This is a genomic window from Streptomyces luteosporeus (assembly GCF_039532865.1).
GTDB lineage: Bacteria > Actinomycetota > Actinomycetes > Streptomycetales > Streptomycetaceae > Streptomyces > Streptomyces luteosporeus.
Map to the genome: position 1 here is coordinate 98810 of NZ_BAAASL010000006.1, position 16360 is coordinate 115169.

Sequence of the window (16360 nt, forward strand, 5' to 3'; positions counted from 1 at the left end):
CGGAGCCCGGGGTCGCGCGCAGCAGGAAGGGGCGGTGGAGTGCGCGATGCGTGCGCCCCTGTCGCCGCCTGCTTCTTTTGTGCCCTGCTTCTTTGTGCCTGCTTCTTTTGTGCCTTCTCAACTGCCCCCGGGGGCTCCGCGTCACGCCGGCTGGCAGCGCGGGCACCAGAAGAGGTTGCGGGCCGCGTGCTCCGCAATGCGCACCTCGGTGCTGCAGATGTGACACGGCAGGCCGGTGCGGCGGTAGACGTACACCTCACCGCCGTGATCGTCCACGCGCGGCGGACGGCCCATCGCCTCCGGCGTGTGCTCGGGGCGCACGGTGTCGATGCGGTTGTTGCGGACGCCCTCGCGCATCAGGAGCACCAGGTCCGCCCACATCGCGTCCCACTCGGCGCGGGTGAGGTCACGGCCGGCGCGGTACGGGTCGATGCCGTGCCGGAAGAGGACCTCGGCGCGGTAGACGTTGCCGACGCCCGCGACGACCTTCTGGTCCATCAGCAGCGCCGCGATGCTCGTACGGCTGCGGGACAGGCGCCGCCAGGCGCGGTCGGGGTCGTCGCCCTCGCGCAGCGGGTCGGGGCCGAGGCGGTCGTGTATCGCCTGCTTCTCGGCATCGGTGATCAGCGCGCAGGTGGTGGGGCCGCGGAGGTCGGCGTACGAGGTGGTGTTCGCCAGACGCAGGCGGACCGTGTCGGTGGGCGGCGGGGCGTGGCCGGTGCCCCACGTGTACTTGCCGAACAGGCCGAGGTGGATGTGGATCCAGCCGAGCTCGGCGAAGCCGAGGAAGAGGTGCTTGCCGTGGGCTTCGGCGCCGTCCAGGACCTGGCGGTCCAGGAGGGCGGCGCTGTCGGAGAACTTGCCCTGGGGGCTGCCGACTCGGACGGTGCGGCCGGCGAAGGCGGCGTTGTGGTCCGCGGCCAGGCGGTGGATCGTGTGCCCTTCAGGCATGTTGCGTTGTCCTTCGTTGTCGGCCGCGGGCCGGTGGGGCCTTTGCCCGCCGCTGCGCGGCGGGCTCTCCCACCCACCCACCCGTCGCTCCGAAACGTCGGCAGGTGGGTGGGGGGACTCGCCTCAGTCCTGCTGGGGGTGGTGGGCCGGGATCTCCGGCAGGTCGCCGGTCTCCTCGTAGCGGGACAGCATCGCGATGCGACGCGTGTGACGCTCGTCACCCGAGTACGGCGTGGCCAGGAAGATCTCGACGAACTTCGTCGCCTCGTCCTGCGAGTGCATCCGGGCGCCGATGCTGACGACGTTGGCGTTGTTGTGCTCGCGGCCGAGGGCCGCGGTCTGCTCGCTCCAGGCGAGGGCGCAGCGGACGCCCTTCACCTTGTTCGCGGCGATCTGCTCGCCGTTGCCCGAGCCGCCGATGACGATGCCGAGGCTGTCCTCGTCGGCGGCGGTGCGCTCGGCGGCGCGGAGGCAGAAGGGGGGGTAGTCGTCCTGGGCGTCGTAGATGTGGGGCCCGCAGTCGACGGGCTCGTGGCCCTGGGCCGTGAGCCACTCGACGAGGTGGTTCTTCAGTTCGTAGCCGGCATGGTCGGAGCCGAGGTACACGCGCATGCGTCCGAGTGTGGCACGAGCCGGGGCGGCCGGAGGTCACCGGGGCTGGTGACGCTGAGTGAATACAACGAAATGGATTCGGGTCTTCCGAAAGACGGCTTCGAAAAGTTCTAATGCGTTGGCTCGTAACCCGAGAACCAAAGGAACAACCCGAAGGAACGTGCACATGAGCGCGACACCGCCGACCACGACGAAGGCGACGCCGGCCGGTCACCCCGGCCACGCCCCCGCGTCGGGCGAGGACGGCCTCAAGGCCGGACTCAAGAACCGGCACCTGTCCATGATCGCCATTGGCGGTGTCATCGGCGCCGGCCTCTTCGTGGGTTCCGCGTCCGGTATCGCCGCCGCCGGTCCCGGCATTCTGATCTCGTACGCCCTGGTGGGCGCGATGGTCGTCTTCGTCATGCGGATGCTCGGCGAGATGGCCGCCGCGAACCCGACCTCCGGCTCCTTCTCGGCCTACGCCGACCGTGCGCTCGGCCGCTGGGCCGGTTTCACGATCGGCTGGCTGTACTGGTTCTTCTGGGTCGTGGTGCTGGCGGTCGAGGCGACCGCGGGCGCGAAGATCCTGGAGGGCTGGGTCCCGGCCGTGCCGCAGTGGGCCTGGGCGCTGATCGTGATGATCGTGCTCACCGCCACCAACCTGGCCTCGGTCAGCTCCTACGGTGAATTCGAGTTCTGGTTCGCGGGCATCAAGGTCGTCGCGATCGCGGCGTTCATCATCGTCGGCGGCCTGGCCGTCTTCGGTGTGCTGCCGGGTTCGGACAACCCGGGGGCGGGCTTCGACTTCCTCACCTCGCACGGCGGGTTCCTGCCGCACGGCCCGGGCGCGATCCTCACCGGTGTGCTGATGGTCGTCTTCTCCTTCATGGGCAGCGAGATCGTCACGCTCGCCGCCGGTGAGTCCGAGGACCCGCAGCGCGCGGTCTCGCAGGCCACCAACAGCGTGATCTGGCGCATCGGCGTCTTCTACCTGGGTTCGATCCTGGTCGTGGTCAGCCTGCTGCCGTGGGACTCCAAGGCGATCGCGGAGAAGGGCAGCTACGTCGCCGCCCTCGACTCGATCGGCATTCCGCACGCCGGCCAGATCATGAACGTCATCGTGCTCACCGCCGTGCTGTCCTGCCTGAACTCCGGCCTGTACACCGCCTCCCGCATGGCCTTCTCGCTCGGCCAGCGCGGTGACGCGCCGAAGGCCTTCGCGAAGACCAATTCCCGCAGCGTGCCGCAGGCGGCCATCATCGGCTCGGTGATCTTCGGCTTCGTGTCGGTGTTCTTCAACTACATGTGGCCGGACACGGTCTTCAAGTTCCTGCTGAACGCCTCCGGCGCGGTCGCCCTGTTCGTGTGGCTCGCCATCTGCTTCACGCAGCTGAAGATGCGCGGGATCATCCTGCGCGAGGACCCGTCGAAGCTGCGCGTGAAGATGTGGCTCTTCCCGTACCTGACGTGGGCGACCATCGCCATGATCGTCTTCGTCCTCGGCTACATGGTCGTCGACGGCGGCGACAACCGCGAGCAGGTGCTGCTGTCGACGCTGGTCGGCGCGGTGGTGCTGGTCATCGGTGTGGTGCTGGACAAGCGCCGCAAGGCCCTGAAGCAGTAGCCGCCCCTCAGGCCCAGTGAAGGAGTCGTTCCGCCCGGCGCTCAGCCGGTGCGGAACGACTCCTTCACGTTTTCGTAGACGTCCAGCGCGGTGGACTCGGCCGGATCGGCGTACCAAACGCTGACCTGGTACGTCCGGCCGCCGTTGGTGAAGCCCAGCTGCCGGCCGTGGCGCGGCTGGTCGCCCTGGAGGAACGCGTACTCCCACACCACCGCCGGATTCCCGGCGAACGTGGTGCGCTCCAGCCTGATCTTGCGGTAGCCCGGCGTGCCGTGGAAGCCCTCCTCGAACCGCTGCCAGTGGGTCAGCAGGTCCTCCGTCGTGCGACCCTGCTTGGCCGAGAGCTCGATCGTGCCGTCCTTGGCGGTGTACGTGACGTCGCTCGGGCTCTGCTGCGTACGGTTCCAGTCCGCGGGGGGCGCCCAGCTGAAACCGTCCTCCGTGCGCCGCCCCGGCGAGGGCACGGCGGAGGCCGCCCCCTTGCTGCGCGAGGGCCCCGGCGCCGACGCCCCGGAGGCCGCGGCGGACGCCGTCCCCGAGGCCGTCGCGGAGGGCGTGGTGCCGTCCGCCCCCCGCGTGCCCGGGCCCCCGGACCCCTGCACGACCAGGACGAGGGCGACCACCGCCGCCGCGGCCACCACGGCCCCCGTCGCCAGCAGGACCCTCCGCCGCCCCGGCCGGCCGGGCGCCACCGGCTGCACGGGCAGTACGGGCGGCCCCGGCGAGGGCGCAGGCGAAGGCGAGGGCGGCGGGGGCGGGGGTGACGGCGGGGCCGGGGGCTGCCGGGCGACGACGGTGGGCAGCGGCTCGGCCAGGACCGCCAGCGCCTCCTCCACCGCGTCCAGGGCCGGCCGCCGGGCGGGCTCCTTCAGCAGCAGGCCGGCCAGCAGCTCGGCCAGCGGGCCCGCGGCGGCCGGGATCACCGGCTCCTCGTAGAGCACGGCGTGCAGCGTGGCCATGGTCGTGGCCCGGGAGAACGGCGACTGGCCGGCGACCGCCGCGCACAGCGTGGCGCCCAGCGACCACAGGTCCGACGGCGGGCCCTGGACCCGGCCCTCGATGCGCTCGGGCGCCATGTAGTCCGGCGAGCCCACGAGCATGCCGGCCATGGTCAGGGCGGCCGCGTCCTGCATGGAGGCGATGCCGAAGTCGGTGAGCACGATCCGCCCCCGGGCGGTGAGCAGCACGTTGCCGGGCTTGATGTCCCGGTGCAGCACGCCGACGGCGTGCACGGCGCGCAGGGCGCGCACCAGGCCCAGGCCGATGCGGGCGGCCTCGCGCGGGTCGCGGGGGCCGTCGCGGCCCAGCACCCGGTCCAGGGAGCGGCCGTCGACCAGCTCCATGACGATCCACAGCCGGCCGTCCTCCTCGGCCACGTCGTAGACCCGGACCACGTTGGGGTGGTCGATGCGGGCGGTGGCCCGGGCCTCGCGCAGGCTGCGCTCGCGCTGCACCGCGCTCTCCTCGCCGACCAGCTCGCCGACGCGGATCTCCTTGACCGCCACGCTGCGGCCGAGGATCTCGTCCGTGGCGCGCCACACCCGCCCCATTCCGCCGCGCCCGATCAATTCCAGGAGCCGGTAGCGCCCCACCACCAGCCGCCCCTGCATCTCGCCGCTCGAATTCCCCACCAGGCCCGCCCCCATTGCGGAATTCATTTTCCGCACCTTCGGACATCGGAATCTTGTGGTACCTATTCAAATACTTCTGCGGGGAGTGGAGATAGGGGGGAGCGAAAATGTTCCTGAGTATCAGCAGGGCCCGGCGCCGGTGGTCGCCGGCGCCGGTGGTGGCGGTGGTGGCACTCCTGCTGCCGCTGGTCGCACCGGCGGCATGGGCGGCATCCGGCGCGGAGCCGACGCCCGGCAGCAGCCAGGGCGGCAGCCCCGGGCCGAGTGCCCCGGCGGGCTACCGGATCAGCACGGAACTGCCCGGCCGGATATCCGTGGACAAAAAATCGGGGAACACCAGTCTGATGGCCACCGTGCGCAATGCGGGTCCGAAGGACGCGCCCGACGTACGGCTGAAGGTGGTGGGTTTCAAGGGAATGCGGATACGTTCCGTCGAGGGCTGTTCCGCCATTGCCGCCGGAGAACTCCCCGAGGGTTCGAACAGCGGGTACACCTGTGCCGTCGGAAAACTCGCGGCCGGCGCCAGCCGCAGCTACCGGGTCTCGGCCTCGTTCGACCTGAAGGACCAGGGCCAGATCTGCCTGCCGGTGACCCTGGGGGACACGAAGACGCTGCTGTGGCAGCAGGGGCCCGTGCACTTCGGCACGACGGACACGAGCTCGGACGCGCCGGACACCCCGCTGCTGCTCGGCCAGAAGAACGTGCCGAACGGAGCGGCCGCATCGTCGCCGGCGTCGCCGCCCGCGGCGTCCCCGAGCCGGACGCCGGCGCCGAGCCCGACGTCGCCCGCGAGCCCCGCCCCGTCCGCCTCGCCGTCGAAGGGCGGCGGCAGCGCCCCCGCGCCGGGCGGCTCGCAGAGCCCGACCTCCGGGGGGTCCTACGGCGCGGACGACGGCGAGCTCGCGCACACGGGTGGCTCGGCCGCCGGGCTGGGCGTGCTGGCCGCGGCCGCGGTGGCCCTGCTCGCCGCCGGGTGCGGGATCTTCTGGCTGACGGCCCGCCGGGCCGGACGGCACTGACCGCCGCGCGCCGAGCGCCCCGGAACAGCGGCCGGGCCCGTACCTCGGGAACGAGGTACGGGCCCGGCCCGTGACGGCGTGCAGGCTTGTCCGATGGGTCACCGGGTGCCCCGGAAGGGGCGCGGGGAACTGCGCGATCGGCCACCGACGGCCTGCAGCCGAACGCGCTGCCCCGGGGCCCGGGCGAAGCACCCGCCTGCGGGCGCGTCGTGGCTTGTCGCGCCCGCGCGGCGGAGCCGCAGATCGACAGGGCCCCGCGCCCCTTACGGGGCGCGCCCCTAGCCGCGGCGGCCGAGGAGCTTCCAGGCCGTCGGCAGGGCGCCCATGGCCAGGGCGGCCTTCAGGGCGTCGCCGATGAGGAACGGCGTCAGGCCGGCCGCCACCGCCTGCTGCAGCGACATGTGCGTGGCCAGCGCGAGGTAGGGGACGCCGACCGCGTAGATGATCGCGGAGCCCAGCGCCATCGTGCCCGCGGTGCGCAGCACGGAGCGGTCGGCGCCGCGGCGGGCGAGGGCGCCGACGACGGTGGCGGCGAGCAGCATGCCCAGGACGTAGCCGAAGGACGGGAACGCCGCGCCCGAGCGGGCCTCGGCGAACCAGGGCATGCCCGCCATGCCGGCGACGGCGTACAGCGCGAGGGAGAGGAAGCCGCGGCGGGCGCCGAGGGCGGTACCCACCAGGAGCGCGGCGAAGGTCTGGCCGCTGACCGGGACCGGCGAGCCCGGCACGGGCACGGCGATCTGGGCGGTCAGGCCGGTCAGGGCGGCACCGCCGACGACGAGGGCGGCGTCCCGGACCCGGGCGCGGCCGGCGGAGGTGGCCGGGAGCAGGTCGGCGAGGACCGTACCGGTCCGGGTGACTGGGGCAACGGCGGTGGCCATCGGTACTCCGCAAGATCTTCGGGGACGGTGGGACACGCCGACGTTAGCCCAGCGTCATGCCGCGGGCACCGGGCGGCAGTGACAAAGGCGGGCCGCCCGCGCTGTCGGGTTCCGAGCGCGCGTACGCGCCCAGGTGGCGACAAGCCAGGGGATAACGCCGTAAAACGTGATGCTCGTCACGAGAAATGGGCTCGGGCTTGGCCCGGGGCGGGGGCCCGGGAGACCCTGTTCCCACGCGTTGCGCGCGTTTGCGCTCTTGCACCTGCGCACAGAGCCCGCCGGCGCACACACCGAAAGATCCAGCTCCATGCACGATGCACCGCCTGTTGCAGAGCCGCTCGCCGGCGAGCGGGAACCGCTGGCCGGGGGACTCAAGCAGCGCCACCTGACGATGCTGGGGCTCGGCGGCGTCATCGGCGCCGGCCTGTTCGTGGGCTCGGGCGCCGGCATCGCCGTCGCGGGGCCCGGCATCATCATCTCCTACCTGCTCGCGGGCGCCCTGGCCATGCTGGTCATGCGGATGCTCGGCGAGCTGTCGGCGGCCATGCCGGCGTCCGGGTCCTTCTCGGTGCACGCCGAGCGGGCGCTGGGCCGCTGGGCGGGCTTCTCGGTGGGCTGGCTGTACTGGTTCCTGCTCGTGGTGGTGCTCGCCGTCGAGGCGACGGCCGCGGCACAGATCGCGCACGGCTGGGCGCCGGCGGTCCCGCAATGGGGCTGGGTGCTGATTTTCATGATTGTCTTTACGGCTGCCAACCTCGCAGCTGTAAAGAATTTCGGTGAATTCGAGTTCTGGTTCGCGGCGTTGAAGGTCGGCGCGATCGTGCTGTTCCTCGGCCTCGGACTGCTCGCCGTTCTCGGCCTGCTGCCCGACACGAAGGCCGTGGGAATGAGCAATCTCACGGGACAGGGCGGCTTCCTCCCGCACGGCTGGAGCGGTGTCGTCTCCGGCGTGCTGGCGGTCGTCTTCGCCTTCGGCGGCCTGGAGGTCCTCACCATCGCCGCGGCCGAGTCCGACGACCCGGCGCGCGCGGTGGGCCGGGCGGTGCGCAGCGCGGTGTGGCGGATCCTCTTCTTCTACATCGGCTCGATGCTGGTCATCGTGACCCTGCTGCCCTGGTCGTCGCTGAAGCCGGGGCAGAGCCCGTACGTCGCCGTGCTGGACCACCTCGGGGTGCCGGCGGCCGGGCAGATCATGAACGTGGTCGTCTTCGTGGCCCTGCTCTCGGCGCTCAACGCCAACCTCTACGGCTCCTCGCGGATGGTCTTCTCGCTCGCCGAGCGCGGCGAGGCGCCGCGGGCGCTGCTGAAGGTCTCGCGGGGCGGGGTGCCCTGGCGGGCCGTCCTGGCGTCGGTGGCCTTCGGTTTCGCCTCGGTTGTGCTCAATCTGGAATGGCCGGATTCGATCTTCCGCTATCTGCTCAACGCCGTCGGCTCGGTGCTGCTGTTCGTCTGGGGCCTGATCGCGGCTTCCCAGCTGCGGCTGCGCCCGCGCATCGAGCGCGAGATGCCCGACCGGCTCGCCCTGCGCATGTGGGGCTTCCCCTATCTGACCTGGGCGGCGCTGGTCGCCATGGGTGGGGTGCTCGTGCTGATGCTCACCGACGACGAGGCCCGGCCGCAGCTGATGTGGTCCGCCGCGGCGACGGGCGCGGTGGTGCTCGTGGCGCTCCTGCGCGAGGTGCGGCTGCGCCGGACGTCCCGGCACACCGGCTGACCTGCTGAGGATTTTTCGTTTCTGCCGAAATGTCAGGTGCGGAAGGTCACATGTCTGTCTGAATATCGGACAGATACGTGAGGAGTGTTGTCCTCAGCCAAACTGCCCTCCACACTGAGGCAACTTTTCCGCTCACACCAACGGGGCTTTTACGATCATGACTGGTATACCCTCCCCGCCGGAGTCCGGGGCCCCCGAAACAACGGAGGCGAGAGAGCCGGCCCAGTCGGGCTCCTCGCTGTCGCACGGGCTCAAGCAGCGCCATCTGTCGATGATCGCGCTCGGCGGCGTCATCGGCGCCGGGCTCTTCGTCGGGTCCGGCCAGGGCATCGTCGCCGCCGGTCCCTCGATCGTGCTGGCCTATGCCGCCTCCGGCATCCTCGTGATGCTCGTGATGCGGATGCTCGGCGAGATGTCGGCGGCCAACCCCGCCTCCGGCAGCTTCTCCGTCCACGCCGAGCGGATGATCGGGCCGTGGGCGGGCTTCACCGCGGGCTGGGTGTTCTGGACCCTGCTGTGCGTGGCGGTCGCCGCCGAGGGCATCGGCGCCGCGCACATCATGACCGAATGGTTCCCCTCCACCGACTCGTGGATGTGGGTCGCGCTGTTCATGCTGATGTTCACCGGCTCGAACCTGGCGGCGGTGGGCAACTTCGGTGAGTTCGAGTTCTGGTTCGCAACGCTGAAGGTCGCCGCCATCGCGGCATTCCTCGTCCTCGGCGTCCTTGCGATCCTCGGCGTCCTGCCCGGCACCGACGCCCCGGGCACGAGCAACCTCACCGGCCACGGCGGCTTCTTCCCCCAGGGCACGGAGGGCCTGGTCACCGGCCTGCTCGCCTCGGTCTTCGCCTACGGCGGCCTGGAGACGGTCACCATCGCCGCCGCCGAGTCCGAGCACCCGCGCAAGGGCGTGGCCCGGGCCGTGCGCACGGCGATGTGGCGCATCGCCCTGTTCTACGTCGGCTCGCTGCTGGTCGTGGTCACCCTGCTGCCCTGGAACGACAAGTCCGTCACCGACAAGGGCCCCTACGTCGCCGTCCTGAACCACCTGGACATCCCGGGCGCCGGCCAGATCATGAACGTCGTCGTGCTGGTCGCCCTGCTGTCGGCGATGAACGCCAACATCTACGGCTCCTCGCGCATCGCCTACTCCCTCGTCGCCCGCAACCAGGGCCCGCGCCTGCTGGGCAAGCTCAGCAGCGGCGGCGTCCCGCGCTACGCGGTCGTCGCCTCCGCCTCCTTCGGCTTCTTCGCCGTCCTGCTCAGCTACTGGTGGCCCACCACCGTCTTCAAGTGGCTGCTCAACATGGTCGGCGCGGCCACCCTCGTGGTCTGGGGCTTCATCGCCGTCTCCCAGCTGCGCGGCCGCCGGCGCACCCCGCAGGACCAGCTGCTCGTGCGCATGTGGCTCTTCCCGTACCTGACGTGGGCGGCCATCGCCGGCATCGTCGCCGTCCTGGCGCTGATGCTGCGCGAGGACGACACGCGCATCCAGCTGTACTTCACCGGCGGCCTGACGATCGTCCTCGCCGTCACCGGCTACCTGCGGCAGCGGCTGACGGCGGCCCGGCGCGCCGAGGCGGCCGCCGCCACGAGCTGACGCGCCGTTCGCTCCAGTCGATCCCCGAGGCGGGGTGGGTCCTGATCTTCAGGACCCACCCCGCCTCCTTCTTTGGACCGAAGACCCCCGGGCCGTACTGATGAGTGATCGCACTTGCTGATAGCGTCTAGCTGCACATCAGTTGCAATAAGCAGTCGGAGGGCTCGGCATGGCCATCTACACACTTCCTGAACTTCCGTACGACTACTCGGCGCTCGCCCCTGTCATCAGCCCCGAGATCATCGAGCTGCACCACGACAAGCACCACGCCGCGTACGTCAAGGGCGCCAACGACACCCTCGAGCAGCTCGCCGAGGCCCGCGACAAGGACCAGTGGGGCTCGATCAACGGCCTGGAGAAGAACCTCGCGTTCCACCTCTCCGGCCACATCCTGCACAGCATCTACTGGACGAACATGAGCGGCGACGGCGGCGGCGAGCCGCTGGAGAAGGACGGCGTGGGCGAGCTCGCCGACGCCATCGCCGAGTCCTTCGGCTCCTTCGCCAAGTTCAAGACCCAGCTCTCCAAGGCCGCCGCCACCACCCAGGGCTCCGGCTGGGGCGTCCTCGCCTACGAGCCGGTCAGCGGCCGTCTCGTCGTCGAGCAGGTCTACGACCACCAGGGCAACGTCGGCCAGGGGTCGGTGCCCGTCCTCGTCTTCGACGCCTGGGAGCACGCCTTCTACCTGCAGTACAAGAACCAGAAGGTCGACTTCATCGAGGCCATGTGGAAGGTCGTCAACTGGCAGGACGTCGCCGCGCGCTACGCCGCCGCCAAGGCCAAGGGCAACAGCATCCTGCTCGGCGCCTGACCGCCCGCCCCCTGACCGCCTGCTCGTGATCGTCTTCTCACCCTTCACGCGGCAGGCACACCGAAGGCCCCCGCGCACCGCCACCCGTTGCGCGGGGGCCCTTCAGGCATGCCCGAACGCCTCCCCCGACACCGTGAACTGCCGGGCCAGCCCCGTCTCGTGCAACCGCGCGAACGGCGTGAACGGCACGCCGAGCTCCGAGCCGCCGCGGTCGAAGTTGTACGCCTTGTGCACGGCGAAGCGGTAGTCGACCACGAGGCAGCCACTGCCGTCGACACGCACCGTGCCCGTCAGACGGAACTCCACGCAGCGCAGGGCCAGCCACCAGTCGCGGCTCGCGCGCCGGCCGATGAACACGTCCCGCCAGCCGCTGTCGGCCGGGTACGCGGCGGGACCGCGCCCGCACCCGCGCTCCAGCGCCTCGGTACGCCACCGCTCCAGCTGGGCGTCGACGGCATCCCGCACGACGGGCAGCGCGAGCAGGGCCTCCGCGTCCACGCGGCGCGGGGTGCCGGTGCCGCCGAGGTAGTGACGCAGCATGCCGGCCGCGTTGCGCAGCCCCAGCAGTGACCACGTGGCGGCGATCGCCCTGCCGGCGGCGAGGGTGAGCAGGTCGTACGGGCGTACGGGGAGCTCGGCGTGGGCAGCGTTGCCGCAGGGCGGCTCGGCGTCGGCCCAGCCGCCGTCGCGGCCGATGGGCGGGGAGAGGTCGGTCTGGCCCATACCGGGACATTAAGCGGTCGGCTCGCGCGGTGCCCGTTGGGTGCGGCTTCCGTGGGGCGCCTGCGGCGGGCGGATCCCCAGCCCCGCCCCTTCTCCGATTCCCGGGGCTCCGCCCCGGACCCCGGTCCTCAAACGCCGGACGGGCTGACTTGTCAGCCCGTCCGGCGTTTGAGGACACCGGGCGCAGCCCGGTCCGGGGGGCCGGGGGCTTGCCCCCGGTTTCGGGAAGGGGCGGGGTGGGGGAAGAGCCGCCCGCAGGGCCCCCGCCGTCACTCGAAGCTCGGCTCCGCCGTCCTCGTGCGCTTGAGCTCGAAGAAGCCCGGCGTCGCGGCCACGAGCAGCGTGCCGTCCCACAGGCGGCCCGCCGCCTCGCCGCGCGGCGCCGGTGTGACGACGGGGCCGAAGAAGGCGACCTCGTCCCCGTCGGGGCCCGGCACGGAGATGATCGGGGTGCCGACGTCCTGGCCGACCTTCTCGATGCCCTCCTTGTGCGACAGCCGCAGTTCCTCGTCGTGGGCGGTGCTGCCGGCCGCGTCGGCGAGGCTCGTCGGCAGGCCCGCTTCCTGCAGTGCGGCCTCGATCGTGGCGCGGTCGCGGGGCAGGCCCTGGTTGTGGAAGCGGGTGCCGAGGGCGGTGTAGAGGGGGCCGAGCACGTCGTCGCCGTGTTCCTTGGCGGCCGCGATGCACACCCGTACCGCTTCCCAGGCGGTGGTGGTGAGGTACTCGCGGTACTCCTCCGGCACCTCGTCGATCTTGGGTTCGTTGAGGACGGCCAGGCTCATGACGTGCCAGCGCACGTCCACCGGCCGTACCTTCTGGACCTCCAGCATCCAGCGGGAGGTGAGCCAGGCCCAGGGGCAGGCGGGGTCGAACCAGAAGTCGGCGGTCACCCGGGGTGCGGGCTGGGGGGTCATGGGCGGTACCTCCGGTGAGAAGTCGGTCTGCCTTTCAACAAACCAGCGCGTGCCATGATTCCTGAAACTACGAGAGGGGAGTCGCGACGTGCCCGGTGAGAACCTGACCCGCGAGGAAGCGGGCCAGCGCGCCCGCCTGCTGAGCGTGGACGCGTACGAGGTGGCGCTCGACCTGCGGTCCGCGGTGGGCGGGGGGCCCACCTTCCGGTCGGTGACCACGATCCGCTTCCGCTGTGCCGAGCCGGGCGCGGAGACCTTCGCCGACCTGCTGGCCCCGTCGGTCACCTCGGTCACCCTCAACGGCCGGGCGCTCGACCCCGCGGCCGTCTTCGACGGCAGCCGCATCGCGCTGGCGGGCCTGGCCGCCGAGAACGTGCTGGTCGTCGACGCGCAGTGCGCCTACAGCCGTACCGGTGAGGGCATGCACCGCTTCGTCGATCCCGAGGACGGCGAGGTGTACCTGTACACGCAGTACGAGCCGGCCGACGCGCGCCGGGTGTTCGCGAACTTCGAGCAGCCCGACCTGAAGGCCCCCTTCACCTTCACCGTGACGGCGCCCGCCGGCTGGACGGTGCTGAGCAACGGCGCGCAGGACGGCGAGCCGGAGGCGGTGGACGCCGACGCGGCGACCTGGCGGTTCGTGCCGACGCGGCCGATCTCGACGTACATCACGGCCGTGGTCGCCGGCCCGTACCACGTCGTGCGCGACCACTACAGCCGTACGCTGCCGGACGGCTCGGTGCTGGAGATCCCGCTGGGCGCCCTGTGCCGCAAGGGGCTGGCCCCCTACTTCGACGCGGAGGACGTCTTCACGGTCACCAAGCAGGGCCTGGACTTCTTCCACGACACGTTCGACTACCCCTACCCCTTCGGCAAGTACGACCAGGCGTTCGTGCCGGAGTACAACCTGGGGGCGATGGAGAACCCGGGCTGTGTGACCTTCCGGGAGGAGTTCGTCTTCCGCGGCAAGGTGACGCAGGCGGCGTACGAGCGGCGGGCCAACGTCATCCTGCACGAGATGGCGCACATGTGGTTCGGCGACCTGGTCACCATGCAGTGGTGGGACGACCTGTGGCTCAAGGAGTCCTTCGCCGACTTCATGGGCTCCTTCTCCCAGGTGGAGGCCACCCGTTTCACCGGCGCCTGGATCACCTTCGCCAACCAGCGCAAGGCGTGGGCGTACCGCGCCGACCAGTGGCCCTCCACGCACCCGGTCACCGCGGACATCCGCGACCTGGAGGACGCCAAGCTCAACTTCGACGGCATCACCTATGCCAAGGGCGCCTCCGTGCTCAAGCAGCTGGTGGCCTACGCGGGACGCGACGCCTTCCTCGAAGGTGCCCGGCGCTACTTCAAGCGCCACGCCTACGGCAACACCCGCCTCGAGGACCTGCTGTCGGTGCTGGGCGAGACCTCCGGCCGGGACATGGCCGCCTGGTCCCGCTCCTGGCTGCAGACCGCCGGCGTCAACACGCTCACGCCGCAGGTCACGTACGACGCGGAGGGGCACGTCACGGAGCTGGCCGTGCTGCAGGAGGACGACCCGGCCCGGCCCGGGCTGCGCCCGCACCGGCTCGCGGTCGGCCTGTACCGGCGCGAGGCACCGGGCGGGGCGCTCGTACGCTATGCGCGCGCCGAGACCGACGTCACCGGCCCGCGGACGGTCGTCACCGAGCTCACCGGCGCCGAGCGGCCGGAGCTGATCCTGGTCAACGACGACGACCTGACGTACTGCAAGGTCCGCTTCGACGAGGGCTCGCTGGCCACCCTGCACGAGCACCTCGGCGACCTCACGGACCCCCTCGCCCGCGCCCTGTGCTGGTCGGCGCTGTGGAACCTCACGCGCGACGGGCTGCTGCCGGCCCGCGACTACCTGCGGATCGTCGGGCGCTTCGCGGGCGCGGAGAGCGAGATCGGCGTCCTGCAGACGGTACAGATGTGCGCGAGCGCCGCCCTTGCGCACTACACGGCCCCCGAGCGGCGCGAGCGGGCGACGCTGGAGCTGGCCGGCAGCGCGCTGCGCGAGCTGCGGCAGGCCGAGCCGGGCAGCGGTCACCAGCTGGCCTGGGCGCGGTTCTTCGCGGGGCTGGCGACCGCCGAGGCGGACCTGGAGCTGCTGCGCGGGCTGCTGGAGGGCACCGCGAAGATCGACGGCCTGGACGTCGACCAGGAGCTGCGCTGGACCTTCCTGGCCACCCTGGCCTCCCGCGGCGCGGCCGGCGAGACGGCCCTGGACGCGGAGCTGGCCCGGGACAACACCGCCAGCGGCAAGCGGCACCACGTGCGCTGCCTGGCCTCCCGCCCGTCGGCCGAGGTCAAGGAGCAGGCGTGGGCGGCGGTCGTGGAATCCGACGCCCTGTCCAACGCGCTGGCCGAGGCCACCATCGCCGGCTTCGACCAGCCCGGGCAGCGGGAGCTGCTGGCGCCCTTCGCGCCGCGCTACTTCGAGGCGATCGAGCGCATCTGGCGCGAGCGGTCGATCGAGACGGGCATGGCGGTGGTGCGCGGGCTCTTCCCGCACCTGCAGGACCACCCGGACACGCTCGCGGCCACCGACGCCTGGCTGGAGGCGCACGCGGACGCCCCGCCGGCGCTGCGGCGGCTGGTGCTGGAGGCACGCGACGACCTGGCCCGGGCGCTGCGCGCCATGGACTGCGACGCGGCTGCGGCGGAAAAGTGACGCTCGTAGCGCGGTGGTGGCGTTCCTGACGGGCAGGTGGCGTTCCTGACAGACGGGTGGCATTCCTGACAGACGGGTGGCCTTGTCCCGGATCGTCCACGGAGCGGTAACAGCGGTCTTGGGGCGCGGGCGGGGCGGGAATGGCCGAGGCATGACCTCCAACACCCCCCTCTCCCCCCGCCCCCTGCACCATCTGTCCGACGTCCGCCACCGCGTGCTGACCTCTCGTCAGCTGCGGGAGCACGGCGTCGCCGGGTCCGTCGTCGGCGAGCGGTGCCGGCCCGGAGGCCCCTGGCAGCAGCTGCTGCCGGGGGTCTTCCTGTTGCACGCCGGCCCCGCCACCGGCGAGGAGCGGCTGCACGCCGCGCTGCTGTACACCGTGCCGCGGGCCCAGGTGCCCCGCCAGCCCGGCCCGCAGGAGCGCGGGCGCGAGGAGAGCCCGGCCGCGTACGGGCAGGCGATGATCACGGGGCCGGCGGCGCTGGCGCTGTACCGCTTCACCTCGGTGCCCACGTTGCTGTCCCTGGAGCACATCGACGTGCTGCTGCCGCGCACCCGCCGGCTGCGCTCGGCCGGGTTCGTCCGGCTGGTGCGCACCTCCGCAGTGCCCAGGCCCCGCCCGGTGACGGGCCTGCCGGTGGCCCCGGTGGCCCGGGCGGTGGCCGACACGGTGGCGCGGCTGGAGGACGCCCGGGCCGTCGGGCGGGTGCTGTCGGAGGCGGTGCGCGGCGGGCACTGCGAGGCGACGGCGCTGGTGCGCGAGCTGTCGCTGGCCCGGCTGCTGACCCGGCCGCAGGTGGTGGACGCGGTCGAGGCGCTGCTGGCCGAGGGCCGGTCGCTGGCGGAGGACAGGCTGTACGCCATGGTGCGCGAGCACGCCCTGCCGGCGCCGCTGTGGAACGTCGACCTGTGGCTGCCGGGCGGGCCGTGCCTGGGGGCGGCCGACGCCTACTGGCCCGATCACGGGGTGGTGGTGGAGCTCGACGTCCACGGGCCGCACCGGGACGAGGCGGCGGTGTGGTCGGAGGCCGCGCTCAAGCGCGAGCGGCTGGAGCGGCTCGGCATCGCCTACCTGCGGCTGACCCCGCGGGGGCTGCGGGACGCGGCGGCGCTGGCGCAGCAGGCCACGGTGGTGCGTACGGCGCTCGCGGCGGCCGACCGGGAGCTCACCGCGTACGTGGTGGTGCTGCCGAGGTGACGCGCCGGCGGCTCCGGCGC

The 16360-nt window shown here is 72.1% G+C and carries 13 protein-coding genes; 7 read left to right on the plus strand and 6 right to left on the minus strand.

What is annotated here, in order from left to right; translation table 11 throughout:
- Window positions 1-141: 141 nt before the first annotated feature.
- Both ABD361_RS09170 and ABD361_RS09175 read right to left on the minus strand, forming a co-directional pair.
- Entirely contained in the window at window positions 142-951 is an 810-nt protein-coding gene (locus tag ABD361_RS09170) for an Fpg/Nei family DNA glycosylase (protein WP_344434371.1), read from the minus strand.
- Between the two features lie 123 nt (window positions 952-1074).
- Window positions 1075-1563, minus strand: a complete 489-nt coding sequence (locus ABD361_RS09175) for a ribose-5-phosphate isomerase (RefSeq protein ID WP_344434372.1) — start codon at window positions 1561-1563, stop codon at window positions 1075-1077.
- Window positions 1564-1729: 166 nt separating this feature from the next.
- Between ABD361_RS09175 and ABD361_RS09180 the strand changes: the two genes are divergently transcribed.
- Entirely contained in the window at window positions 1730-3169 is a 1440-nt protein-coding gene (locus tag ABD361_RS09180; RefSeq protein ID WP_344434373.1) for an amino acid permease, read from the plus strand.
- 41 nt (window positions 3170-3210) lie between these two features.
- Here the strand turns inward: ABD361_RS09180 and ABD361_RS09185 are convergent, their stop codons facing one another.
- Window positions 3211-4827, minus strand: coding sequence for a serine/threonine-protein kinase (locus tag ABD361_RS09185; protein WP_344434374.1), 1617 nt, complete (start codon window positions 4825-4827; stop codon window positions 3211-3213).
- Window positions 4828-4907: 80 nt separating this feature from the next.
- On the opposite strand from ABD361_RS09185, the gene ABD361_RS09190 reads away from it, so the two are divergent.
- Window positions 4908-5819 carry a hypothetical protein gene (locus ABD361_RS09190; protein WP_344434375.1) on the plus strand — a complete coding sequence of 304 codons (912 nt, stop codon included), beginning with the start codon at window positions 4908-4910 and terminating at the stop codon, window positions 5817-5819.
- Window positions 5820-6097: 278 nt separating this feature from the next.
- Here ABD361_RS09190 and ABD361_RS09195 read toward each other — a convergent pair whose 3' ends face one another.
- The gene (locus ABD361_RS09195) at window positions 6098-6700 is read right to left on the minus strand and encodes a biotin transporter BioY (protein WP_344434376.1); all 603 of its coding nucleotides are present in this window, start codon (window positions 6698-6700) and stop codon (window positions 6098-6100) included.
- A 307-nt stretch (window positions 6701-7007) separates the two neighbouring features.
- On the opposite strand from ABD361_RS09195, the gene ABD361_RS09200 reads away from it, so the two are divergent.
- From ABD361_RS09200 to ABD361_RS09210, 3 genes are all read left to right on the plus strand, one after another.
- On the plus strand, window positions 7008-8414 hold the full coding sequence (locus ABD361_RS09200; RefSeq protein WP_344434377.1) for an amino acid permease: 1407 nt from the start codon (window positions 7008-7010) through the stop codon (window positions 8412-8414).
- 157 nt (window positions 8415-8571) lie between these two features.
- On the plus strand, window positions 8572-10014 hold the full coding sequence (locus ABD361_RS09205; protein WP_425583185.1) for an amino acid permease: 1443 nt from the start codon (window positions 8572-8574) through the stop codon (window positions 10012-10014).
- A gap of 169 nt (window positions 10015-10183) precedes the next feature.
- The gene (locus ABD361_RS09210; protein WP_344434378.1) at window positions 10184-10825 is read left to right on the plus strand and encodes a superoxide dismutase; all 642 of its coding nucleotides are present in this window, start codon (window positions 10184-10186) and stop codon (window positions 10823-10825) included.
- A gap of 102 nt (window positions 10826-10927) precedes the next feature.
- On the opposite strand, the gene ABD361_RS09215 is transcribed toward ABD361_RS09210, so the two are convergent.
- Window positions 10928-11548 carry a hypothetical protein gene (locus tag ABD361_RS09215; RefSeq protein ID WP_344434379.1) on the minus strand — a complete coding sequence of 207 codons (621 nt, stop codon included), beginning with the start codon at window positions 11546-11548 and terminating at the stop codon, window positions 10928-10930.
- A gap of 269 nt (window positions 11549-11817) precedes the next feature.
- Entirely contained in the window at window positions 11818-12462 is a 645-nt protein-coding gene (locus tag ABD361_RS09220; protein ID WP_344434380.1) for a mycothiol-dependent nitroreductase Rv2466c family protein, read from the minus strand.
- Window positions 12463-12550: 88 nt separating this feature from the next.
- Between ABD361_RS09220 and pepN the strand changes: the two genes are divergently transcribed.
- Both pepN and ABD361_RS09230 read left to right on the plus strand, forming a co-directional pair.
- Window positions 12551-15142 (plus strand): aminopeptidase N, encoded by a 2592-nt coding sequence (gene pepN / locus ABD361_RS09225; RefSeq protein ID WP_344434382.1) that lies wholly within the window; start codon window positions 12551-12553, stop codon window positions 15140-15142.
- Between the two features lie 151 nt (window positions 15143-15293).
- Window positions 15294-16340, plus strand: coding sequence for a hypothetical protein (locus ABD361_RS09230; RefSeq protein ID WP_344434383.1), 1047 nt, complete (start codon window positions 15294-15296; stop codon window positions 16338-16340).
- The last annotated feature ends 20 nt before the right edge of the window (window positions 16341-16360 follow it).

Excerpts from the sequence above, each read along its gene's own strand:
- ABD361_RS09185 (WP_344434374.1), bottom strand. The coding sequence starts at position 4,827 with ATGAATTCCGCAATGGGGGCGGGCCTGGTGGGGAATTCGAGCGGCGAG.
- ABD361_RS09220 (WP_344434380.1), bottom strand. The coding sequence starts at position 12,462 with ATGACCCCCCAGCCCGCACCCCGGGTGACCGCCGACTTCTGGTTCGAC.
- ABD361_RS09200 (WP_344434377.1), top strand. The coding sequence starts at position 7,008 with ATGCACGATGCACCGCCTGTTGCAGAGCCGCTCGCCGGCGAGCGGGAA.
- ABD361_RS09170 (WP_344434371.1), bottom strand. The coding sequence starts at position 951 with ATGCCTGAAGGGCACACGATCCACCGCCTGGCCGCGGACCACAACGCC.
- ABD361_RS09195 (WP_344434376.1), bottom strand. The coding sequence starts at position 6,700 with ATGGCCACCGCCGTTGCCCCAGTCACCCGGACCGGTACGGTCCTCGCC.
- ABD361_RS09210 (WP_344434378.1), top strand. The coding sequence starts at position 10,184 with ATGGCCATCTACACACTTCCTGAACTTCCGTACGACTACTCGGCGCTC.
- ABD361_RS09180 (WP_344434373.1), top strand. The coding sequence starts at position 1,730 with ATGAGCGCGACACCGCCGACCACGACGAAGGCGACGCCGGCCGGTCAC.
- ABD361_RS09215 (WP_344434379.1), bottom strand. The coding sequence starts at position 11,548 with ATGGGCCAGACCGACCTCTCCCCGCCCATCGGCCGCGACGGCGGCTGG.
- ABD361_RS09205 (WP_425583185.1), top strand. The coding sequence starts at position 8,572 with ATGACTGGTATACCCTCCCCGCCGGAGTCCGGGGCCCCCGAAACAACG.
- ABD361_RS09175 (WP_344434372.1), bottom strand. The coding sequence starts at position 1,563 with ATGCGCGTGTACCTCGGCTCCGACCATGCCGGCTACGAACTGAAGAAC.
- ABD361_RS09190 (WP_344434375.1), top strand. The coding sequence starts at position 4,908 with ATGTTCCTGAGTATCAGCAGGGCCCGGCGCCGGTGGTCGCCGGCGCCG.
- ABD361_RS09230 (WP_344434383.1), top strand. The coding sequence starts at position 15,294 with ATGACCTCCAACACCCCCCTCTCCCCCCGCCCCCTGCACCATCTGTCC.